General features: G+C 69.6%; 19 protein-coding genes. 8 read left to right on the forward strand and 11 right to left on the reverse strand.

Annotated features, from left to right (window positions below; genetic code table 11):
- Nucleotides 1–15 precede the first annotated feature (15 nt).
- The gene (locus EPO51_RS19220) at nucleotides 16–744 is read right to left on the reverse strand and encodes a cytochrome c3 family protein (protein WP_293353565.1); all 729 of its coding nucleotides are present in this window, start codon (nucleotides 742–744) and stop codon (nucleotides 16–18) included.
- On the reverse strand, nucleotides 741–1,319 hold the full coding sequence (locus EPO51_RS19225; RefSeq protein WP_293353567.1) for a hypothetical protein: 579 nt from the start codon (nucleotides 1,317–1,319) through the stop codon (nucleotides 741–743). The genes EPO51_RS19220 and EPO51_RS19225 overlap by 4 nt, the downstream gene beginning before the upstream one ends.
- A gap of 441 nt (nucleotides 1,320–1,760) precedes the next feature.
- On the opposite strand from EPO51_RS19225, the gene EPO51_RS19230 reads away from it, so the two are divergent.
- A complete protein-coding gene (locus tag EPO51_RS19230) occupies nucleotides 1,761–3,680 on the forward strand; it encodes a potassium transporter Kup (RefSeq protein WP_293353569.1) in 1,920 nt (639 codons plus the stop codon).
- 27 nt (nucleotides 3,681–3,707) lie between these two features.
- Here the strand turns inward: EPO51_RS19230 and EPO51_RS19235 are convergent, their stop codons facing one another.
- The 7 genes from EPO51_RS19235 to EPO51_RS28090 all read right to left on the reverse strand — a co-directional run bounded on the left by EPO51_RS19235 (nucleotide 3,708) and on the right by EPO51_RS28090 (nucleotide 12,470).
- Complete coding sequence (locus EPO51_RS19235; RefSeq protein WP_293353571.1) at nucleotides 3,708–4,427, reverse strand: response regulator; 720 nt, start codon at nucleotides 4,425–4,427, stop codon at nucleotides 3,708–3,710.
- Nucleotides 4,424–7,108 carry a sensor histidine kinase gene (locus tag EPO51_RS19240; protein WP_293353573.1) on the reverse strand — a complete coding sequence of 895 codons (2,685 nt, stop codon included), beginning with the start codon at nucleotides 7,106–7,108 and terminating at the stop codon, nucleotides 4,424–4,426. Before EPO51_RS19240 ends, EPO51_RS19235 begins: the two co-directional genes overlap by 4 nt.
- Nucleotides 7,109–7,126: 18 nt before the next feature.
- On the reverse strand, nucleotides 7,127–7,720 hold the full coding sequence (gene kdpC, locus EPO51_RS19245) for a potassium-transporting ATPase subunit KdpC (protein ID WP_293353575.1): 594 nt from the start codon (nucleotides 7,718–7,720) through the stop codon (nucleotides 7,127–7,129).
- Nucleotides 7,721–7,732: 12 nt separating this feature from the next.
- On the reverse strand, nucleotides 7,733–8,467 hold the full coding sequence (locus EPO51_RS19250) for a TorF family putative porin (protein ID WP_293353577.1): 735 nt from the start codon (nucleotides 8,465–8,467) through the stop codon (nucleotides 7,733–7,735).
- Nucleotides 8,468–8,585: 118 nt separating this feature from the next.
- Nucleotides 8,586–10,649: a potassium-transporting ATPase subunit KdpB gene (gene kdpB, locus EPO51_RS19255; protein WP_293353579.1), complete on the reverse strand. Its 2,064-nt coding sequence runs from the start codon at nucleotides 10,647–10,649 to the stop codon at nucleotides 8,586–8,588.
- 25 nt (nucleotides 10,650–10,674) lie between these two features.
- Nucleotides 10,675–12,384, reverse strand: a complete 1,710-nt coding sequence (gene kdpA, locus EPO51_RS19260; RefSeq protein ID WP_293353581.1) for a potassium-transporting ATPase subunit KdpA — start codon at nucleotides 12,382–12,384, stop codon at nucleotides 10,675–10,677.
- Nucleotides 12,384–12,470, reverse strand: a complete 87-nt coding sequence (locus tag EPO51_RS28090) for a potassium-transporting ATPase subunit F (protein WP_363201070.1) — start codon at nucleotides 12,468–12,470, stop codon at nucleotides 12,384–12,386. Before EPO51_RS28090 ends, kdpA begins: the two co-directional genes overlap by 1 nt.
- Before the next feature lie 344 nt (nucleotides 12,471–12,814).
- Between EPO51_RS28090 and EPO51_RS19265 the strand changes: the two genes are divergently transcribed.
- From EPO51_RS19265 to EPO51_RS19285, 5 genes are all read left to right on the forward strand, one after another.
- Nucleotides 12,815–13,258 (forward strand): hypothetical protein, encoded by a 444-nt coding sequence (locus EPO51_RS19265; RefSeq protein ID WP_293353583.1) that lies wholly within the window; start codon nucleotides 12,815–12,817, stop codon nucleotides 13,256–13,258.
- Between the two features lie 172 nt (nucleotides 13,259–13,430).
- Complete coding sequence (locus EPO51_RS19270; protein ID WP_293353585.1) at nucleotides 13,431–13,880, forward strand: hypothetical protein; 450 nt, start codon at nucleotides 13,431–13,433, stop codon at nucleotides 13,878–13,880.
- 2 nt (nucleotides 13,881–13,882) lie between these two features.
- Complete coding sequence (locus EPO51_RS19275; protein ID WP_293353587.1) at nucleotides 13,883–14,662, forward strand: LysR family substrate-binding domain-containing protein; 780 nt, start codon at nucleotides 13,883–13,885, stop codon at nucleotides 14,660–14,662.
- Nucleotides 14,646–14,945 (forward strand): hypothetical protein, encoded by a 300-nt coding sequence (locus tag EPO51_RS19280; RefSeq protein ID WP_293353589.1) that lies wholly within the window; start codon nucleotides 14,646–14,648, stop codon nucleotides 14,943–14,945. Before EPO51_RS19275 ends, EPO51_RS19280 begins: the two co-directional genes overlap by 17 nt.
- A gap of 455 nt (nucleotides 14,946–15,400) precedes the next feature.
- Nucleotides 15,401–16,033: a response regulator gene (locus tag EPO51_RS19285; RefSeq protein WP_293353591.1), complete on the forward strand. Its 633-nt coding sequence runs from the start codon at nucleotides 15,401–15,403 to the stop codon at nucleotides 16,031–16,033.
- On the opposite strand, the gene EPO51_RS19290 is transcribed toward EPO51_RS19285, so the two are convergent.
- Entirely contained in the window at nucleotides 16,026–17,783 is a 1,758-nt protein-coding gene (locus EPO51_RS19290) for an ATP-binding response regulator (protein WP_293353593.1), read from the reverse strand. The two genes, EPO51_RS19285 and EPO51_RS19290, sit on opposite strands and share 8 nt — an antisense overlap.
- A gap of 201 nt (nucleotides 17,784–17,984) precedes the next feature.
- Between EPO51_RS19290 and EPO51_RS19295 the strand changes: the two genes are divergently transcribed.
- Nucleotides 17,985–18,641, forward strand: a complete 657-nt coding sequence (locus tag EPO51_RS19295; protein ID WP_293353595.1) for a PEPxxWA-CTERM sorting domain-containing protein — start codon at nucleotides 17,985–17,987, stop codon at nucleotides 18,639–18,641.
- 193 nt (nucleotides 18,642–18,834) lie between these two features.
- On the forward strand, nucleotides 18,835–19,827 hold the full coding sequence (locus EPO51_RS19300; RefSeq protein ID WP_293353597.1) for a LysR family transcriptional regulator: 993 nt from the start codon (nucleotides 18,835–18,837) through the stop codon (nucleotides 19,825–19,827).
- On the opposite strand, the gene EPO51_RS19305 is transcribed toward EPO51_RS19300, so the two are convergent.
- A complete protein-coding gene (locus EPO51_RS19305) occupies nucleotides 19,773–20,732 on the reverse strand; it encodes a S1/P1 nuclease (RefSeq protein ID WP_293353599.1) in 960 nt (319 codons plus the stop codon). The genes EPO51_RS19300 and EPO51_RS19305 overlap by 55 nt on opposite strands.

A 20,732-nucleotide genomic window follows, 5' to 3' on the forward strand; every position in this document is an offset into this window, starting at 1 on the left:
TTCCACGCCGGCTGATCAATCCTCGTCGGTCTCCCTGGAACGCCGGTCGCCGTCCCCGTGTTCGTCGTCAGCGCTGCGGTGACAGCGCGCGCAGTTCTGGATGTTGCGAATGCCTTCCTCGAGGTGCTCGGCTTCCATGCGGGCCTTCTGGTGTTCGTGGCAGCCGTAGCAGGTGTAGGTGCGGTAGTTTCCTCCGACATGGCAGGTGGAGCACTTCGCGTCATGGGGCGGCGCCAGGCTGAAATACCGGCTGTGTTCGAAGCTCGCGGGCTTCCACGCCTGAGTGCTGTGGCATTGACCGCAGGACGCGGTGACGCCGCGGTGAAGGTCGTCCTTGGGCGGGCCGTGGCACGTCGCACATCGGCCTCGCACGTCGGGCTTCAGGAGCGCGTGGTCGAACGCCGGCGCCAGGTTGCGCGTAAGCCTGGGCCGCGGGTGGTCCGTGTGACAGGCCATGCAGTCCCGCTCAAGCAGCGCCTCGTGGAAGGGCGGCATCCGCGACCAGGCGATCGGCGCGCCCTTCGTCGTGCGGCGGCCGATGTCGGCCACAACGTGGCATTTGACGCAGCGCTCGGGAGCCGCGCCTCGGAATGCATCGTGACAGGCGAAGCAATCCTGCTGCAGACCTGCGTGCGCCGGTTGGAGGTCCCCCGGACTGACCATCTGGTGAGGAAAAAGGAAGGCGAGCACCAGGATCGCGGCAAGGACCGTGCTCAGGCCGATCCAGACCCATCTCGGCGTCATTTCCAGCCCCAGAAGATGAAGACGGCGATGATGTGGGCCAAGGACAGGACGGTGAAGGCGAGCGCGATCGGCAGGTGGATTTTCCGCCACTGCCTGACGATGTCGACGGTCAGGCTGTCCTGGTGGAGGCGCGCCTTGATCTCCGCATCGGGCAGCCCCTCCTCCTTCAGCTCGGTGCGCGCCGCCTTCAGCCACGCCTGGGCTCGGCGGAGCAGGAACTTGCCCGTCAGCCCGCTGCCGATGTTGATCAGCATCGCACCGAGGGCGAGCCAGGCCAGGACGCCGTTGAAATGGACGCCGGCATGCACCAGCACGAGCAACGAGCCCGCCCACGCCAGCCACTCGTGCAGGCGAAGCAGGAGCATAGGGTCGCCACCCTGGATGACACCGCGCTTGCGCAGGGAGTGCCCGAATGAGGCCAGGATCAGGATGACGCCTGGAATGCCGAGGTAGCGGCCAATCCAGACGGCGTCGAGCAGGTGCAACCCTGCGTCCACGAGGAGCGCCGCGCCGACCAGGGCCATCAGCGACAGGAAGAACGGCAGCACTTCGCGAAGAAGGAGGTTTGACCTCATGCGGTCCGTGTCCGGTATCGCCTCGGATAGTCGATGGCATGTCGCACGACGACGGCCCGACCAACTTGACTTAGATCAGTGTGCGAGAGGCAGCTGGGACAGGGTCGGCCGGCCGTCCAGGACCCCGCGCAGGGCCGATGTGCGCTGATAAGAATCATATCGAATCTTTATGCGCAGGCGGCCTAATAGACGCGGTTTCGGCGAACCCGCCCGAGGACCCCATGGCCGAACCCGTCGCACGTCCCACTTCGCCGTCCGACCAGCGAGGCAATGGGCCCCCCGTCAAAGCCGCCGCGCACCCACTGCTCGGCTGCGCGGCCGGCTGCGAGCCGTTCCGGCGACACATGAGGTTCGGGCGCACCACGTTGGCGGGCCCGCCCCAGAGTCGCAAGCCACGATGACCATCAGCAGCCTGACGCCACCGACGCACGCGAGGCGCCCGTGACCGCGGTCGCGCGCGACGCCGCCGCGGGGTCCACGGACCGCCGCCGGTTCTGGGGCCTGGCGCTCGGCAGCGTCGGCGTCGTCTTCGGCGACATCGGCACCAGCCCGCTCTATTCGTTCCGCGAGGCCCTGGGCCAGGCGGGCGGCGTGACCTCCGCCGCCGCCATGGGCGTGGTCTCCCTCGCGCTTTGGGCCCTGATCATCGTGGTCACCGTCAAGTACGTCCTCTTCCTAATGCGCGCGGACAACAACGGCGAAGGCGGCGTGCTCTCGCTGGCGGCGCTCGCGGAGGCGGCGGTCGGGCGGCGGACCCCGCTGATCTTCATGCTGGGCGTGACGGGCGCCGCCCTCTTTTACGGCGACGCCATCATCACTCCGGCCATCTCCCTCTTGTCAGCGGTTGAAGGCCTGCGATCGGTCCCCGCGCTCGGCGAGCGTGTGACCCAGGGGGTGGTGATCGGCGCCAGCCTCGCCATCCTGCTGGTCCTGTTTCTCGTGCAGTCGCGCGGCACGGCCAAGATGGGCCGCTGGTTCGGGCCGATCTGCCTGGTCTGGTTTGTCGCCATCGCCGGCGTCGGCGTCCCCCACATTCTGGCGGAACCGCGCGTCCTCCTGGCGATCAGCCCCCACCACGCGGTGGGTTTCCTGCTGAACCACGGTGTCGCCGGCGTGTTCGTGCTGGGGTCGGTCTTCCTAACCGTGACCGGGGCCGAGGCCCTGTTCGCCGACATGGGCCATTTCGGGCGCTGGCCGATCCAGGCGTCCTGGCTGTTCTTCGTCCTGCCGGCGCTGACGCTCAACTACATGGGCCAGGGCGCGTTCGCCCTGCACCAGGTGGCGCTTGCGCACGGCGGGGCCATCGCCAACCAGGACTGGTTCTTCCAGATGACGCCCGTGACGCTGCGCGCCCCGATGGTGGTGCTGGCGACCCTGGCGACCGTGATCGCCAGCCAAGCCGTGATCACCGGCGCGTTCTCACTGACCAACCAGGCGATCCAGCTGGGATACCTGCCGCGCCTGACCGTGCTCCGCACGTCCGAGACCCAGGCCGGCGAGATTTACATCCCGCAGATCAACCTCCTGCTGGGGCTGGGCGTGGTGCTGCTGATCGGGATATTCCACACCTCCAGCGCCATGGCCCACGCCTATGGCCTGGCGGTCACCGGCACCATGGTCGTGACCACCTCGCTGGCCTTCATCGTCGTGACCCGCAAGTGGAAGTGGCCGCTCTGGGGCGCCCTGGCCCTCATTGGACCGCTGTTCGCCATCGACGCGGTGTTCCTGGGGGCCAACGCGCTGAAGCTGCTCTCCGGCGGCTTCGTCCCCCTGCTCATCGGCGCGGCCATCGTCTTCCTCATGATCACCTGGGCGCGCGGGACCGCCCTCATCCGCAGCAAGGTGGAGCGCGACAATCCCCTGGTCGAGGAGATGCTGCCGGCCCTGTCGTCGCGGTCGGCCCACCGGGTGGCTGGAACCGCAGTGTTCCTGACCGCCGACCCCGCGCGCGTGCCAGGGTCGCTGTTTCACAACCTCAAGCACAACCGCGTCCTGCATCAGAGCAACCTGCTGGTGGCTGTCCGCAGCGCCCAGACGCCGCGCGTGGCGCCCGAGGACCGCGCCGTCGTCGAGCCGCTGACGCCGGAGTTCACCCGCGTCGTGCTCACCCACGGCTACATGGAGACCCCCAACGTCCCGCTGGCCCTTGCCGCCCTGCGGGGCCAGGGGATCAAGATGGACATCATGAACACCTCGTTCTTCGTCGGACGCCGCAGCTTTGTCCGCTCCGCCCATTCGCCGCTGCCGTTCGGCATGGGCCAGCTCTACATCTGGCTGGCACGCAACGCCGCCGACCCGACGGACTTCTTCCACATTCCGCCGGGACGGGTCGTGGAGATGGGGACACAGGTCAGCATCTGAGGCGCCGACGCCGACGGCTCGTGAACGTCAGCCCTGGGGCGCGAGCCGGATCATGTCGTCGGTGGCGAAGCGGTAGCCGATGCCCGGCTCGGTGAGGATGATCTGCGGCTTGGCCGCGTCGGGCTCGATCTTCTGGCGGAGCTGGCCGATGAACACCCGCAGGTACTGGGTGTCGTCGACGTGGGCGGGTCCCCAGATCGCGATCAGCAGATCCCGATGCTGCATGACCTTGCCGGCGTTGAGCGCCAGCTTTGCGAGCAGGTCATATTCCTTGGGCGAAAGATGCACGAGCTCCTGGCCCCGGGTCACCAGGCGGCGGGGAAGATCGATGGTGAGCGGCCCGCTGCTGATGATCGAGGGCGGCGGCTCGGAGGCGTGCGACCGCTGCCGCATCGCCGCGCGTAGCCTGGCCAGCAGTTCGCCCACCCCGAACGGCTTCTCCACATAGTCGTTGGCCCCAAGATCCAGGGCCTCGATCTTCTCGGTCTCGCGGTCTCGGGCCGAGAGGATGATGATCGGCTCGTGATAGAATTCCCGCGCCTTGGTCAGCACGTCCTTGCCGTCCATGTCCGGCAGCCCAAGGTCGAGCACGACCGCGTCGGGCGCGGTGCGGGCGATCTCCCGCAGGCCCTCGGCGCCCGTATCCGCGCGCAGCGGCTCGAACCCGTCGGCCTGCAGGGCGGCGCGTAGAAAGCGGTGGATCTGCGGCTCGTCGTCGATCACCAGGACGCGGGGATGGATGCTCATTGGGGCGCCTCGGACGCAGGAAAGGCTTTCGGCAGGCTGATCAGGACCCGGGTGCCGTGGTCGCCGTGGATCGGGCTGGCGGCAGCTATGCGCCCGCCCATGGCCTCGATGAAGCCTTTCGAGATCGAAAGGCCAAGGCCGGCGCCTTTCGACCGATCGGTCGGCTCCTCCATGCGCCGGAACTTCTCGAACACCCGCTCCAGCTCGGCGGTCGGGATGCCCTTGCCCTCGTCCTCGATGCTGATGACGATGTTCGACCGGTCCTCGTAGGCGGCCAGCTCGATGGCGGTCTTGTCCGGGCTGTAGGCGATGGCGTTCTCGAGGATGTTGACCACCGCCTGCTCCAGCAGGTTCGGGTCGAGCCGGACCAGCGACAGCTCCGACGGGAAATCCCGGTCGATGCGACGCCCTTCGAGGCGCCGCGAGACCCGCTCCGCGGCGGCCATGAGCACATCTCGGACATCGACCCAGTCGGTCCGGAGATTGAGCGCGCCGCCCTCCAGCCGGGTCATGTCCAGAAGGTTGCCGACGTAGCGGTTGAGCCGTTCGGCCTCCTCGCGCACGCTTTCCAACAGGTCGGCCCGGGTGGCGGCCGGCATGCCCTCCCCGTACTCGATCATGGTGGTGGTGGAGCCCAGCACCGTCGAGAGCGGGGTGCGCAGGTCGTGGCTGATGGAATTGAGCAGGGCGGCGCGGAAGCGGTCGGAGCGGCGCAGGGTCTCGGTCTCCACCGCCGAGAGCGCGAGGTCGGCCCGTTCCAGGGCCACCGCGCCCTGGTCGATAAGGGCCAGCACCAGCCGCTCCTGGTCCGAGCCGGGCGGCAGGGCGTTGGCCTCGACGCCGGCCACGCCGACGCGATGGCGCACCCCCTGCAGCGGCCAATAGGTCCAGCTTGTCTGCGGCAGGGTTCCGGTGCCGTGCCCGGCCGCCTCGCCGCGTTCCCAGGCCCAGCGCGCGGCGGCCATGGCGGCCGCGCCCAGGACCTCGAGCTTCGGGGCGCCGGCGACCGGCTGGATCTCCTCCCCCAGCGGCAGCAGCACGATCGCCTTGGCGCCGGCGGCGGCCGAGATCTGCTCGGCCAGCGCATGGGCGGTCTCCTCGCGCGTGGCGGATCCCGACAGCCGCCGGCTCGAGGCCAGCAGCGAGCGGATCGCGGCCGCCCGCGCCGAGGTCTGAAGCGCCTGGTCGCGGATGCGGCCCGTCAGCCAGCCCGTCGTCATGGCGACGACGAAGAAGACCGCGAAGGTCAGGACGTCGGTCGAGCGCCCGATCTCCAGCGAGAGCCGCGGTTCCAGGAAGAAGAAGTTGTAGATGCCCGCCGACAGGGCCGCGGCCGTGACGGCCGGCCAGAGGCCGAAGGCCAGGCCCGACCCCAGGACGCTCAGCAGGAAGATCATCGCCAGGTTGGCGCCCGAGGCGAGTTGGTCGGTGAGCGTCGCCACCAGGCCCGCCACAACGACCATGGCCAGCGCCCCAAGCTGGCCGCGCCACTGCGGGGGGCCGAGCCTGGTCGGGTGTTCCGCCGGCGCCGCGGTCTCCTCCGCCGGTTCGGTGACGACATGGACCGCGGCGCCCCGCGCCTCGCGCAGCAGGGCGATGGCGAGCGCGCGGCCCAGCAGCTCCCGCCAGCGGCTGTCGCGCGACTTGCCGATGACGATCTGGGTGACGTTGTTGCGCCGCGCATAGTCCATCACGCAGGCGACCACATCGTCCCCTGTCAGCATGACGGTCGAGCCGCCCAGCTGCTCGGCGAGTTTCAGCGCCTCGCTGAGCCGGCCCTGCGACTGCGGAGACGGCGGCTTGCGGTTGGGCTGCTCCACATGCGCCACAGTCCAGGGCGCATCCATCATCATGTCGGAGAGGCGACGGCCGGCGCGCACCAGGGCGTTGGCCATGGGGTCGCCGGCGACCAGCACCACGATCCGCTCGCCCGCCGCCCAGGGGCCCTCGACCCCCTTCTCGCGCATGGCGGCGATCAACTGGTCGTCGACGGTCTGCGCCATCCGGCGCAGGGCGAGCTCGCGCAACGCCGTCAGGTTCTCGGGCTTGAAGAAGTTGTCGGCGGCGAGACGGGCCGTCTCGGGCACATAGACCTTGCCCTCGGCCAGCCGCTCGCGCAGCTCCTCGGGCGTGATGTCGACCAGTTCGATGTCGTCGGCGCGCGACAGCGCCGAGTCCGGCACGGTCTCCCGCTGACGCACCCCCGTGATCCGCTGCACGACGTCGACCAGGCTTTCCAGGTGCTGGACGTTCAGCGTCGTCCAGACGTCGATCCCGGCTCCGAGCAATTCCTCGACGTCCTGCCAGCGTTTGGGATGACGGGAGCCGGGGGCGTTGGAGTGGGCGTATTCGTCGACGATCAGCAGCTTCGGCCGGCGGGCCAGGGCCCCGTCGATGTCGAACTCCATCAGGGCGCGGCCCTTGTATTCGATGGGCTTGCGCGGGAACACTTCCATGCCGCGCAGCAGCGCCTCGGTTTCGCGCCGGCCATGGCTCTCGACCACGCCGATGACCACGTCGTCGCTGTCGGCCTTCCGGCGGCGCGCTGCGCGGAGCATCTCGTAGGTCTTGCCGACCCCAGGCGCCATGCCCAGGAACACCTTGAGGCGCCCCCGGCGCGCCTTATTGGCGGCGGCCAGGAGCGCCTCCGGGTCGGGTCGGCGGGGTTCCTCGGGTTGCATCGCCGGCCGTCGCCTGCGCTACCCGGCCGGGGCCGCGGGCTTGGCTGGAGCCGCCGCGTCCAGGGCGAGGTTGGTCTGCAGGACGTTCACCGTCGGTTGGCCAAAGACGCCCAACCAGGCGCTGGTCGTATTCGCGGCGATCAGCCTCTCCACCTGCTCCACCGGGATGCCGCGGGCGGCCGCGACACGCGCCGCCTGTCGGCGGGCGTTCTCCGGCGAGATGTGCGGATCCAGGCCGGAGCCTGATGTGGTGACGGCGTCGGCCGGGACCGGGCCGGCGCCCTCGCCCTGGATCGCCTTCGTGCCTTCCGCGACCCGCTTGGCGAGGTCCTCGTTGAGCGGCCCGAGGTTGGAGCCCGAGGATCCCGAGGCGTCGTAGCCGTCGGCTCCGGCCGCGGAGGGCCGCGGATGCAGGTACTCGGGCTTGGTGAAGCTCTGCGCGATCAGCGATGAGCCCACCACCTGGCCCTTGGCGTCACGGATCAGGCTGCCGTTCGCCTGGGCGGGAAAGGCCAGTTGCCCGATGCCGGTCACCGCCAATGGATAGGCGACGCCGAGCAGAAGGGTGAAGAAGAGCGTGGCGACGATGGCCGCGCGGGCTTGGGCGAGCATGTGCAGGGTCTCCTAGAAGACGACCTTGAGGCCGCCGACGACGCGGCTGGAGGAGATATCGCCGAACTTGTCCTTGGCGGTATCCCAGTAGCGGACGTCCAGCCCGATGTGATCGGTGAGGGCGTAGCCGACGCCGGCGTTCCAGGTCGTATAGCCCGGGCCGATGTCAACGGCCTGGTGGCCGAGCGCGCCCGACACGCTGAACTTCGTGTTCGGAATCGGAAGCGCGGCATTGACCTCGTAGTACCAGGCGTCGCCGGTCTTCCCGAAGAACTCCGGCGAATAGTAGACGGCGGCGCCCAGCGTCGCCGGTCCGGCCGGCACGGACGCGGCCACCTTGCCCTCCCAATAGTCCTCGTTCGAGCCGGAGGGCTGGTCGGTGTAGCCGTAGTAGATCACCCCCAGGTCGAAGGTCACCGGGCCGACGCTCGGCTTCACGCCCGCGTAGAGGTCGAACTCAACATCCGTGCCGTTGCCGAAGTCGACGTTCGAGACCCAGACCCCGGCGTAGCCCAGGCCCAGGGTGGCGTCGACGCCGCCGAACACCGACGGATCCTCGTCGGTCTGGCTGATGCCGCGGAACACGTAGTCGGTGTTCGCGCCGATATTGAAGGCGAAGCTCGGGCCGGCGGCTTCCTCGGCCGAGGCGCGGACGGCGCCGACAGTGACCGAAAGGGCGATGCCGAGGTAGATCGCGGCCATGGCGCGGGGGCCGAACTGGCTTTGGAACGTCTTACGGGTCGTCATCTTGGGATCTTTCAAAAGCGAGAAGGGACGGCGTCCGCCGCCGCTTGCACCCGCGCACTGCCGAGCGCGAGCAGGAGGGTGGAGCCCAGCAGGAGGGCCGGAATCAGAACCTGGGTCATCACGCGAGCCCCAGGCCCGATACGACCAGGTCGATGAGCTTGATCCCGGCGAACGGCGCGACGATGCCGCCCAGGCCGTAGATCAGCAGGTTCCGCTGCAGCAGCTTGCCGGCCCCGATGGCCTGGTACTTCACGCCGCGGAGCGCCAGCGGGATCAGCGCCACGATCACCAGGGCGTTGAAGATCACGGCCGACAGGATCGCGCTTTCGGGGCTGTGAAGCTGCATCACGTTGAGCGCGCCCAGCGCCGGCAGCGCCACCACGAACAGCGCCGGGATGATGGCGAAGTACTTGGCCACGTCGTTGGCGATCGAGAAGGTCGTGAGCGCGCCGCGGGTGATCAGCATCTGCTTTCCAGTCTCGACGATCTCGATGACCTTGGTGGGATCGGAGTCCAGGTCGACCATGTTGCCCGCCTCGCGGGCGGCCTGGGCGCCGGTCTGCATGGCCACGCCCACGTCGGACTGGGCCAGGGCCGGGGCGTCGTTGGCGCCGTCGCCGCACATGGCCACCAACCGGCCCTTGGCCTGCTCGGTGCGGATCAGCTTCAGCTTGTCCTCAGGCGTCGCCTCGGCGAGGAAGTCGTCGACCCCGGCCTCAGAAGCGATGGCCGCAGCGGTGACCGGGTTGTCGCCGGTGATCATCACCGTGCGCAGGCCCATGCGGCGCAGGTCGGCGAAACGCTCCTTCACATTGGGCTTCACCACGTCCTTCAGGTGGATCACGCCGAAGAGCACGCCGTTCTCGGACACCGCCAGCGGCGTTCCGCCGGAGCGGGCGATGCGATCCACGGCGGCGTTGAACTCCGCCGGGGCCTGGCTGACCTCGAGCCCGGAGTCCTTCAGCACCGCGTCCACCGCCCCCTTGCGCCAGCTGTGGCCTCCGGCGTCGAGACCCGACTGGCGGGTGTTGGCGCTGAACGGGATGACCGTGGCCCCGGCCGGGGCCTCCAGGCTGAAGCCCTGGTTGCGCAGGAGTTCGACGATGGAGCGGCCTTCCGGCGTCTCGTCGCCCAGCGAGGCCAGGAGCGTGGCCTTCTGCAACATCTCGACGCGTACGCCCGGCGCGGGGATCAGCTCGGTGGCCATGCGGTTGCCGAAGGTGATGGTGCCCGTCTTGTCCAGCAGCAGGGTGTCGACATCGCCCGCGGCTTCCACGGCGCGGCCGGAGGTGGCCAGCACATTGACCTTCAGCAGGCGGTCCATGCCGGCGATGCCGACCGCCGAGAGCAGACCGCCAATGGTGGTGGGGATCAGGCAGACGAACAGCGCGCCCAGCACCATCGGGTCCAGCTTCACGCCGGAGTAGGCGCCCAGGCCCAGCAGGGTCACGACCGCGATCAGGAAGATCAGCGTCAGGCCGGCCAGCAGCACCGCCAGCGCGATCTCGTTGGGCGTCTTCCGGCGGTCGGCGCCCTCGACCATGGCGATCATCCGGTCGAGGAAGGTGTTCCCGGCCTCGGAGGTGATCCTCACCTTGATCCAGTCGGAAACCACGGTGGTGCCGCCGGTCACGGCGCTACGGTCGCCGCCGCTCTCGCGGATCACGGGCGCGGACTCGCCGGTGATGGCGGCTTCGTTCACCGAGGCGATGCCTTCGACGATTTCGCCGTCGGACGGAATGACGTCGCCGGCCTCGACCAGGATCACCTGGCCGACGCGCAGTTCGTTGGCGGGCGTCATGGTGACCGCGGTCTTCTCGGGATCGGCGAGCAGCTTGGCCTTGGTGGTCACCCGGGTGGCGCGCAGGCTGTCGGCGGCGGCTTTGCCGCGGCCCTCGGCGACGCTCTCCGCGAAGTTCGCGAACAGCACGGTCGCCCAGAGCCAGAGCGCGATCTGCAGCGCGAAGCCCCAGGCCCCGCCCTGGCCGATCGCCAGGACGGTGGAGAAACTCGCCAGCAGCGCCACGACCCAGGTCGCGAAGATCACCGGATTGGCGAGCAGCTTGCGCGGGTCGAGCTTGACGAAGGAGTCGCGGGCGGCGCGGGCCAAGACGGGCCCGGAGAAGCTGCCGACGAGGGTGGCGGCCTTGCGGCGTTGCTCACCCAGAGGCGCGGAGGTCATGGTCATTTCAATTGCCCCAGGGGTTTCAGTGGGCCGCGACCGCGGCGAGCGCTTGGAAGTGCTCGACGATCGGACCGAGGGCGAGGGCGGGGAAGAACTGCAGGCCGCCCATGATCAGGATCACCCCGATCAGCAGGCCGACGAACAGCGGGCCATCGGTCGGGAATGTGCCCGTGGTGGCGCCGAGCTTCGGCTTGGCGGCGAGAGCGCCGGCGATGGCAAGGACCGGGATCACATAGGCGAACCGGCCGAGCAGCATCGCGATGCCGAGAGTGGTGTTGTACCAGGGCGTGTTGGCGGTGAGGCCCGCGAAGGCCGACCCGTTGTTCCCGGTCGCCGAAGTGTAGGCGTACATGATCTCCGACAGGCCGTGCGGGCCGTGGTTCAGCAGGCCGGCGAGTCCAGCGGGGAGGACGAGGGCGACCGAGGTGAAGCCCAGGATCGACAGCGGCAGGATCAGCACCGCCAGCATGGCGAACTTGATCTCCTTGGCCTCCACCTTCTTGCCCAGGTACTCCGGCGTGCGCCCGACCATGAGCCCGGCCACGAAGACCGCGATCAGGGCCATGACCAGCATGCCGTAGAGGCCCGATCCGACGCCGCCGGGCAGGATCTCTCCGAGCTGGATCAGGAACATCGCCATCCCGCCACCCAGCGGCATGAAGCTGTCGTGCATGCCGTTGACGCCACCGTCGGAGGCGCCGGTGGTGGCTGCCGCCCAGACGGCCGTGGAGGGCGCGCCGAAGCGGACTTCCTTGCCCTCCATATTGACGTCCGACTGGGCCCCGGCGGCGACGAGGGCGGGCGGGCGCTGCGTTTCAGCCGCGTAGATCACCGAGGCGCCGCCGGCCACCAGGATCACCATCGCCGCAACGATGGCGCGCGCCTCCTTGCGGGCCAGCACGATCCGGCCGAAGGCGACGACGCAGGCAAGCGACAGGGCGTTCATCGACAGGATCTCGATCAGGTTGGTGATCGCGTTCGGGTTCTCGAACGGATGCGCGGAATTGGCGTTGAAGATGCCGCCGCCGTTGGTGCCAAGCTGCTTGATGGCCTCCTGGCTGGCGACCGGATAGAGCGCGATCGTCTGCTTGCCGCCCTCGACCGTCTGGGCCGTCACATTGGCCAGCAGCGATTGGGGCTCGCCCAGCGCCACATAGGCGAGCGCGATGACCAGCGAGATCGGCAGCAGGACGTATAGGCTGATCCGGGTCAGATCGACCCAGAAGTCGCCGAGGTTGTCCGAACGATTGGACGCGAAGGCGCGCGCCACGGCGGCGGCCATGGCGATGCCGGCGGCCGCGGACAGGAAATTGTGCGAGGTGAGGCCCGCCATCTGCGAGAAGGTCGAGAGCGTGGTCTCCGGCACATAGGACTGCCAGTTGGTGTTGGTGACGAAGCTGACCGCCGTGTTGAACGACAGGTGCGACGAGAGCCCCGGGAACCCCTGCGGATTGAGCGGCAGCAGGTTCTGGAAGCGCAGGATCAGGTAGAGCACCACGAAGCTCGCGGCGCTGAACGCCAGCATGCTGAGCGCGTACTGGACCCAGGTCTGGCCCTTCTCCGGCTTCACGCCGCAGGCGGCGTAGACCAGCCGCTCAACGGGCTTCAGCATCGGGTCGAGCCAGGTCTTCTCACCGGCCCAGACGCGGCCGAGATAGATGCCCAGCGGCCAGCCCAAGGCGACCGTGAGCGCGATGGTGAGGGCGATCTCCGCCCAGCCCTGAGGGTTCATCAGAACTTCTCCGGACGCAGCAGGGCGACGACCATGTAGCCGCCGATGACGAGGGCTCCGAGCCCCCAGATGATGTTGGCAAGCATCAGATGCCCCTCAGGCCATGGACGTAGGCGGCGAAGACGCCGAACACGACGAGGCCGATGGAAATGTAGAGGATGTCGAGCATGGTAAGCCCCGGTCCTAGCGATGAGGGGGGAAGCTACTCGCGAGCAACGTAAGGGCTCTATGTGGAACCGCGTTGCGAATGATCAAGAAAGTATAAGGGCCGGACGGGACGACGGTCGGGGCTATGCCTCCCGCTGTTGCGGGCGGCCCTGATGCTTCACTTACGCCTCGGCCGAGAATCCGAATGGAGGCCTTACGCGCCGTCGTGGGACAAACCCACCCGCGAGAGCCCAGGGCTCCGTCCAGCGAGGTCCTTTCGGACATGCCCAAACCTCCCCCAGATGGCCGCTTCCAGACCGCCCCTGTCGTCGCGCTCCTGGAACAGGCCGGCGTCTCGAAGCTCGCCAGCATCCGCGTCGCGGGCCCCGGCGCCCTCGCCGTCGTCCTGGGGCTCCGCCGCCATGACTATGATCAGGCGGGCTGCGTGTGCGCCGGCGAGGGTTCGCCGCACGAGGAACCGGATGTGGTCCTCGTCGCCCAGCCCTGCGGTGAGCTCGACCTGAAGCGCCTGCTCTCCGTCGGCCGCCAGGTCCGGCCGGGCGGCGCGTTCATCTTCCAGCTCAAGGCGGGTCCCGGGGCCAGCCTGACGGCCGTCGAATGGCTGCTGCAGCACGCCGGCTTCACGCTCGAGCGCCATTTGGGTTCGAGCCGCGGCGCGCTCATCCTCGCGCGTCGCCGCGCGTTCGCCCCGCGACAGGCCGCCTGACCATGCGCACCCGCGGCCGAAGGGACTGACCGGGCGCCCGCGGCCACCCGAGGCCTTGATGCCTCGCTTATCCCAGGCCGCCACTTCCGCATCGAACCCTTACGCGGCTCCGGGCGAGTATGCCGGCGTCTGGAGGCCCTGTCGGCCTTCGCTTTCGGAGTTTCCCGTTCCGATGACCCAAGATGGTCCCAACGGCCTGCGCACCGGCGATCCGCTCATTTCGCTGCTTGCGCAGGCCCAAGTCACCAAAACGAGCGTGATCCGTGTCACCGGCTCCAGCGGCCTCTCGGCCCTGCTCTGGCTTTGCCGCCACGGCTTCGACCAGGTCGGCTACGTCAAGTCCGGCCAAGGCTGCCCGCATGAGGAAGCCGACGCCCTGCTGATCGCCCACACCTGCGATGAGCCGACGCTTCGCCGCCTGCTGACCACCGGCCCCCATGTGCGCGAAGGCGGCGTCCTGGTGTTCCAGTCGCCCGTGCCCGCGTCGGCGATCGGCCGGAAGGATCCCATTCATCGGCTCCTCGAGGACCATGGCTATGCAGTCGAGCGATGCGTCCACGGCGCGCACCGCGAGGTCCATGTGGCGCGTCGCGTGGCGCATGCCTGGCGCAAGGCGGCCTGACCATGATCCGACGTTCAGACTGGGCCCTGCTGGGTTTGGGCTCGCGGCCCACCCTGCCGGCCGTTCACCTTGTCCCCACGTCCGGCGCCGCACAGCCTTTCCGGGACGAGGGCGAGATGTTCCCCCGCTGGGCGTCGCGCCCGCGCCGGACGCTCACCCTGGGCCTCCTCTGCTCCCTGCACTGGGGCACGGCGCGCAAGCTGCTGGCCGACTTCCGCGCCGCCCACCCCGACGTGGACCTGGTCGTCGAGGATCTCGACGACGTGACCCTGCGTGAGGAGCTCGACGCCTGCCGCATCGACGCGGCCATCGCGCCGGAAGGCTCCGCGCGGCGGGAATGGCGGCAGGCGCCCCTCTGGCGCGAGCGGCTCATCGCCGTGCTGCCGGAAGGCCATGCCCTGGCGGTCGACAATTCGGTGACCACCGCCGGCCTGCGCGGCGAGATCATCCTCCTGGCCGGCGACGGCGGCGGCGACCGCGCCCTGCAGAAGACGATCGTCCAGGCCCTGGGCGGCGCGCCCGCCGGGTTCATGCACCACCCGGTGGAGCGGGATACGCTCTTCGACCTGGTGGCGCTGGGCATGGGCGTCTCGGTGTCGCCGGGCGCGAGCCTGGGCGCGTTCTATCCCGGCGTCTGCCTGCGGCCCATCCTCAGCGACACCGCCGAGATCGGCTACGGGCTGGTCTGGCGTGCCGACGCCCGCAACGAGGCCCTGGAGGACCTCATCCGGCTCGCGGAGACGGTGGCGCGCACGGAGGCCCATCATGCCGGGACCGCGTGAGCCTGCCGAGGAGCGCACGCGCAAGTACCTCGTCGCGCCGCACCTCGGCCTCTGGAGCGTAACGCGTGACACGGCCGACCAAGGCGCCTTCACGCTCGCCACCGATGCGACGACCTTCGCCTGCGGCCTGGCACGCGCGGACGCGGACGGCGGGCTGATCGGCATGGTTGTGGTCGAAGCCGCCGTGCAGGAGCTGCACTGCTTCACGCCCCGCATGGTCACCGCACGGCCGCGGCGCACGCTGCGCCTGATCCATGCATCGGCGGCTTCCGATGAGCGCTGATCGCTGCGACGTCTCGCGCGTCGATCGCGAGATCGCCCGCCGCCGCAGGGCTCGATGGCGAGAGGTTGCTCTGCTGCTGATCGCCTTCGGCGCCATTGTTCTCTACAGCGTCCTGGATCCGGATCGGTCTACGCGAGAGACCCGCCCGGAAGCGGCCGCGGCGCAGGGAAGCAAGGCCTCTGCTCCCTAGTGTCCCGGCTGCTCGTCTCGTTCAGGGGTCTCTGAGGCGCGTCGACACCTCGCCGGTCTGCGCTCGTCCTCCCGGGCTTCGTAAAGGCGCCGCCTCCGGCCAAAGCAACCGTCCCTCAGCGCCCCCGCCGCACCTTGATCGCCTCCACGTCGAGCACGTCCTTAGGTGCGCTCGCCTCCCAGGCGCACGGGCTAGCCCCGCGCGGCGTCGCCGCCCTATATTCTCGGTTGAGCTCCGATGGCGATGGGCAAGGTCCGAGTGCGCCATGAAACTGATGATCATCGACGATCATGCCTTGGTGCGGCAGGGCGTGCTGGCCCTGCTCGAGCGTGAGGTTCCGGGCGCGGAGCTGCTCCAGGCCTGTGACAGCGCCGAAGGACTGCGCTTGGCCGCGCGGCATGGCGATCTCGACGCCGTGTTCCTCGACCTCTCGATGCCGGGCATGGACGGTATGGACGCCCTTCGCGAGTTCCGCCGCGCGCGCCCAGCCTTGCCTGTCATCGTGCTGACAGCCGCCGACGATCCCGCCCTGGCGCGCCAGGCGTTCGCTGTCGGCGCCTTGGGATATGTGCCCAAGTCCGCCTCGGCGGACACCCTACTCATGGCCTTATCGCTGGTGATGCGGGGCGAGGCCTTCGTGCCCTCGCTCATGCAGCGGACGGCGCATCCCATTGTCGCGGGGCCGGTCCCGCCGCCCGCCAGCTTCAGCGACCTGACGGAGCGCCAGTCCGAAGTACTCCGCTATCTTGGCGAGGGCCTGTCCAACAAGGCGATCGCGCATCGCATGGGCATCACCGAGAAGACCATCAAGGCGCACATGACCGGTGTGTTGCGCGCGTTGGACGTCAGTGATCGGCAGCAGGCCGTCCAATCGGCCCGCGCCGCCGGCATCATTTGACCGCGGCCACCGACGTCAGGTCGGGCCGCGACTGGGCGATCAGATTGCCCACCGCCGCGCGCAGCTTGCCCGGCGAGACCGGCTTGTGCAGCAGGACGAAGCCGGTGGCGTGCGCTGCGCGCAGGCGGTCCGGCGCGGTGTCGCCGGTGATCAGCAGCACAGGCAGCGTCGGGGACCCTGCCTCGCGCACCTGGCCGATGGCGGCCAAGGCGGTTTCGCCGCCGCGGAGGCGCCAATCGCAGATCAGCAGGTCGGGAGGGCGCGCCGGATCGGCGCAACGCAGGAGATCCTCGGCCGATCCAGCGACCCGCACCTCATAGCCCCAGCCGCCGAGCAGTTCGGCCATGCTCTCTTGCACCAGCGGCTCGTCGTCGATGATGAAGATCAATCCGTCCTGCATCGGAGGAACGGCGGCCTTGAGAGCGGGGGTGCGGGCGGCCTCGGCGACCACCGGAACACTGACGCTGAAGACCGAACCTTTGCCTGGCCACGAGCGTAACTCGACGGGGCAGTCCAACAGGGTCGAGAGCCGTCGCGTGATCGCCAGGCCCAACCCCAGCCCCTTGGCCCGGTCCCGCTCCGGGTTGCCGAGCTGGTAGTATTCCTCGAAGATCCGCTCGTGATCCTCGGACCGGACGCCGGGGCCGGTATCCCACACTTGCACCGATAGCCGACGGGCCTGCCGACGGCACCCGACCAGGATCCGCCCGCGGGCGGTGTAGCGCACGGCGTTGGCGATCAGGTTGCGCAGGATGCGCTCCAGCAGGATCGGATCGGTCTCGACGGTCGCCCGGCAGGCCACGAGGGTCAGGGTCACGGGCCGCTTCGTCAGCTCGGGAGCCTGCTCACGGCAGAGACGCGCGAGCAAGGGGCCAACGGGGAAGGCCTCGCGCTCCGGCGCGATCAGGCCGGCGTCGAGCTGGGACATGTCGAGCAGGCTGCCGAACAGGTCACCCATGGCGTCCACTGTCTCGGCGATCTGGCGGGTGAGGCGCTGGCCGTGCGCGGCCATCGGCAGGCGACTTAGGGCCGCGACGAACATGCCCAGGGCGTGCATGGGCTGGCGCAGGTCGTGGCTTGCGGCGGCGAGGAACCGCGTCTTGGCGAGATAAGCGCGCTCGACAAGCGCCTTCTGCTCGGCGAGCCGTCCGGCCAGGTCGAGGTTCTCAAACCTCAGGCGCACAGCCTCGGCGAACGCTCGGCTCTGGCGATGGCTCAGCCAGGCGATGGCGCAGGTCAGGATGGCGCCCAGCAGCGCCACGCCCCAGTAGCTCGGGTCGGGCAGGAAGGCGGCCCAGACGATGTAGGGGACCATCGCCGGGAACAGCAGGCAGTAGTAGACGCGGGCGTAGCTGCCCAGGGACGCAACCGAGGCGCAGACCGCTCCGCCACAGATCATGCAGACCCAGACCTGCTGGTCGGCCGCGCCCGGCGCGGCCAGCCAGAGCGTCGCTCCCCCCCAGCGGGCGCCGTCGGCGAGGCAGGCCACCATCAGCCGTCGCTCCCAGGTTCTCCAGCGTCGCTCGACGCAGGTTCCGCTGCGTCGCCACGCCCAGAGGCCGAGCTGCGCGGCGCAGACCGCCGCGCTGACCGCGAACCACACCTGGATCGGGGCCAGGCGCTCGGGCGCCATGTAAAGGATGCCGCCGCCCAGGACGACGACGGCGAACAGGGTGACGAGGGCGCCGGCGGGGATGTTCCCGTAGAGGGCGCGGATCAGCTCCGCCTGTTCGCGATCGGTCGACGGCACGCACCCCTCGCTGGGCTATCTGGGACCAATCTCCCAGAGAAGCCGCAGCAATCCAAGACAGAAACGCGATCGATCAAGTCGTCGTGGTCCTAGGACTAGTCTTGGGGCCTCGGTCCAATTTCTAAGGCGAAGAACCGGTGTTACCGAATTCTTCTCGCGACCAGTTGTCGCCGTCACCCGTCCTGCACAGGGGAGCTTAGTATGCGGAAACTGCTGACGATGATCGTGGCCCTTTCGGCCCTGCCGGCGGCGGTCCAAGCCGCCAATCTGATCCAGAATGGCAGCTTCGAGGAGTCCACCAGCGCCTTCACCACCCCGCCCGGCTGGTTCAACATCGGTCACACCGAGGGCGTTCTGTCGTATGCCACCCTGGGCCTGCCGGCCTTCGACGGCGACTACGTCTATGTGACGGGCGGAGCCTCCAGCAACGGGTTCCTGTCGGTGGGCGAGGGCATCGGCCAGACGGTCTCCACCACGGCCGGTGACATCTACCAGCTGTCGTTCGGCTACACAGGCGAGAACTGCCCGGGATGTTCGACGGTGTTCACCCTAAACCTCGGCGCCTTCACCCAGGATTTCACAATCACCGCCGACGACAGCGGGTACTTCCGCAAAGCGTTCACCGTGGCGACCGTGGACCCCTACATCGCGACGGGGGGATCGACGACCCTCAGCTTTGTCCTCAAGTCGTCGACCAACTACGGCAACAACGACCCGATCTTCGACCAGGTGGTCCTCGAACGGATTGGCGCCATCAACCCCGGCGCGGCGCCCGAACCCGCGACCTGGGCCACCATGATCCTCGGCCTGGGCGCGAGCGGGGCGATGCTGCGCCGCCGGCGACGCGTCGCCGCCTGACAACCCGGGCGTCCGGCCGGGCGACCGTGTGGGCAAGGCCCGCCAGGATGCGGCGCAGGATTTCGCTCGCCGGCGGGTAGTCCTGGACTCGGCCCGCCGTGGCCTCGGCGGTGGCCCCATCATTCATCGACTGTCACGATGTTGCGGCGCTCGGCCGGTAGTCTCCCACCCCACTGGCGCGGAGACGACGATCATGACGCGGCGCATTCCCCGCCTGGAGGTGATCGAGGCGTTCATCGAGGCCGCGCGGGCGCCCAGTTTCCGGGTGGCCGCCGAGCGGTGCGCGCTTAGTCCAGCCGCCTTCTCCCGAAGGATCCAGGCCTTCCGGCTGTTCGTGGGACGCGACGTGTTCGACCGCGCGCCGGCGGGCATGCGCCTCACCCCAGCCGGGCAGGAATGCCTGGAAACGCTGGAGCCTGTCTACCGCAGCATGATCCAGGCGGCGCTGGAGCTGGGCGGGCGGCAGGTCGTCGAGAAGGTGACCCTCTCGCTGTCGCATTCCCTGGCGGTGTCGTGGCTGATCCCGCGCCTGCATCGCTTCCGGGACATCGCGCCCAACCTTGAGGTCGCGATCCAGACGACCCGGACGGCCGAGGCCATCCGCTCGGGCGCCGCCGACCTGGGTGTCTGCGCCTCCGACGTCGATGCGACCGGGCTGCACACCGAACACCTGCTGGATGTGCATGTCGCACCCGTGGCCTCGCCCGAGGTGGCGGCGGCGTTTCGCGAGGGCCGCGCGCACCTGACCGGCCAGCGGCTGCTGGCGCCAGCGCAAGCGCCGGACATGTGGACGTGGTGGGCCGAGACGACAGGCGCCGAGAGCCGCCCCCTGCGCTCCGGCGACACCTTCGACATGGCCTATGCGCTCTACGAGGCGGCCGCGGCGGGTTGGGGCGTGGCGGCGGGCATGGGCGTAACGGTCGCTTCCCACCTCAAGTCGGGCCGCCTGGTGAGCCTGGGCCTCCCCTCGGCGCGGTATCCCGGCGGCTACCGGCTGGTGGGCCGCGCCAGCCGCCTGCGGTCGCCGGCGGTGGCGGCCATGTGGCGCTGGCTGGCCGAGGAGGCCCGTGCGGGCCGGGCCGCTGCGTGCCGGGAGCCGGCGGAGGCCGCCGCCTGCGGGGCGGCGTTCGCCTATGATCCCGCCGCGGCGTCCAGGGCGGCGATCACCACGTCGGCGATGCGATAGCCGGCGAGCGCGACCCGCGCCTCGGCATGACGGCGCAGGGCCTGCCAGTGCGCCTCCGGCACGGCCGGCGCCGCGGCTTCCGTCGGAGCCGTCGCCAGCCCGGCGGCGTAGGCGAACGAGACCGCCAGCGGATAGCTCTCCTCGCGGGCCCAGGCGGCGAACCTGGGCGGGGCGCCGACAGCGTCCAGAGCCTTGAACCCGGCCCGCGGATGCAGCGCCTCCAATTCGCGGGCGCGGCGCTCGGCCTCGGCAGGGAGGCCGGAGCGGCTGATGCTGTCGTCCCACAGCCAGTGCAGGCTGATGGGTCCACCCCCCAACGGATCGCGGACGAACTGCCGGCCGCCGCCCCTGTCGCCCGTGGGATAGGCCGCCGAGAAGAGCTCGGCCGTATGCAGAGGTTGGTGGATGTCGCCGGTGACGTGCAGCACCCAGCACATGGCCTTCGCCTTCTCGGCGGGCGTGACCCCAGGATCGGCGAGGACCGCGTAGTTAAGCGCCAGGGCCGGCAGCGCCTCGCCCGCGGGCGTGTCCCCGCGACGGGCGGCCCGGGCGCGGACCTCCGCCGGGGCGTCCGCGGCCACCACCGGCCACAGCGCGCCATGCCAGGCGGGATGATCCTGGTCGGTGAGCCGTACGTCGTCGGGCCAACGGGCGCACTGCAGGAACATGCGCCGGGCGCGCTCGGCGCCGGTGGTGCGGTCCACCGCAACCTGGAACGGCCCGCGGTCGGGATGGGCGTCGAGGATCGAGGCGATCAGCGGCAGCAGGTCGGGCCGCAGCCGCTGGATCTCGTCATAGGCGATGGCCGCCGTGACCATGTGGCCCGGCCGGGTCCAGGCAGTGGCGGGACCTGCCAAGCTCAGGGCGACGACCCCAGCCAGCACGACGGCGCGAAACGGAGTCAT

The sequence above is a fragment of the Phenylobacterium sp. genome, from assembly GCF_004297125.1.
Lineage (GTDB): Bacteria > Pseudomonadota > Alphaproteobacteria > Caulobacterales > Caulobacteraceae > Phenylobacterium.

Excerpts from the sequence above, each read along its gene's own strand:
- EPO51_RS19220 (WP_293353565.1), bottom strand. The coding sequence starts at position 744 with ATGACGCCGAGATGGGTCTGGATCGGCCTGAGCACGGTCCTTGCCGCG.
- EPO51_RS19225 (WP_293353567.1), bottom strand. The coding sequence starts at position 1,319 with ATGAGGTCAAACCTCCTTCTTCGCGAAGTGCTGCCGTTCTTCCTGTCG.
- EPO51_RS19235 (WP_293353571.1), bottom strand. The coding sequence starts at position 4,427 with ATGAGCATCCATCCCCGCGTCCTGGTGATCGACGACGAGCCGCAGATC.
- EPO51_RS19240 (WP_293353573.1), bottom strand. The coding sequence starts at position 7,108 with ATGCAACCCGAGGAACCCCGCCGACCCGACCCGGAGGCGCTCCTGGCC.
- kdpC (WP_293353575.1), bottom strand. The coding sequence starts at position 7,720 with ATGCTCGCCCAAGCCCGCGCGGCCATCGTCGCCACGCTCTTCTTCACC.
- EPO51_RS19250 (WP_293353577.1), bottom strand. The coding sequence starts at position 8,467 with ATGACGACCCGTAAGACGTTCCAAAGCCAGTTCGGCCCCCGCGCCATG.
- kdpB (WP_293353579.1), bottom strand. The coding sequence starts at position 10,649 with ATGACCTCCGCGCCTCTGGGTGAGCAACGCCGCAAGGCCGCCACCCTC.
- kdpA (WP_293353581.1), bottom strand. The coding sequence starts at position 12,384 with ATGAACCCTCAGGGCTGGGCGGAGATCGCCCTCACCATCGCGCTCACG.
- EPO51_RS28090 (WP_363201070.1), bottom strand. The coding sequence starts at position 12,470 with ATGCTTGCCAACATCATCTGGGGGCTCGGAGCCCTCGTCATCGGCGGC.
- EPO51_RS19265 (WP_293353583.1), top strand. The coding sequence starts at position 12,815 with ATGCCCAAACCTCCCCCAGATGGCCGCTTCCAGACCGCCCCTGTCGTC.
- EPO51_RS19270 (WP_293353585.1), top strand. The coding sequence starts at position 13,431 with ATGACCCAAGATGGTCCCAACGGCCTGCGCACCGGCGATCCGCTCATT.
- EPO51_RS19275 (WP_293353587.1), top strand. The coding sequence starts at position 13,883 with ATGATCCGACGTTCAGACTGGGCCCTGCTGGGTTTGGGCTCGCGGCCC.
- EPO51_RS19280 (WP_293353589.1), top strand. The coding sequence starts at position 14,646 with ATGCCGGGACCGCGTGAGCCTGCCGAGGAGCGCACGCGCAAGTACCTC.
- EPO51_RS19285 (WP_293353591.1), top strand. The coding sequence starts at position 15,401 with ATGAAACTGATGATCATCGACGATCATGCCTTGGTGCGGCAGGGCGTG.
- EPO51_RS19295 (WP_293353595.1), top strand. The coding sequence starts at position 17,985 with ATGCGGAAACTGCTGACGATGATCGTGGCCCTTTCGGCCCTGCCGGCG.
- EPO51_RS19300 (WP_293353597.1), top strand. The coding sequence starts at position 18,835 with ATGACGCGGCGCATTCCCCGCCTGGAGGTGATCGAGGCGTTCATCGAG.
- EPO51_RS19305 (WP_293353599.1), bottom strand. The coding sequence starts at position 20,732 with ATGACTCCGTTTCGCGCCGTCGTGCTGGCTGGGGTCGTCGCCCTGAGC.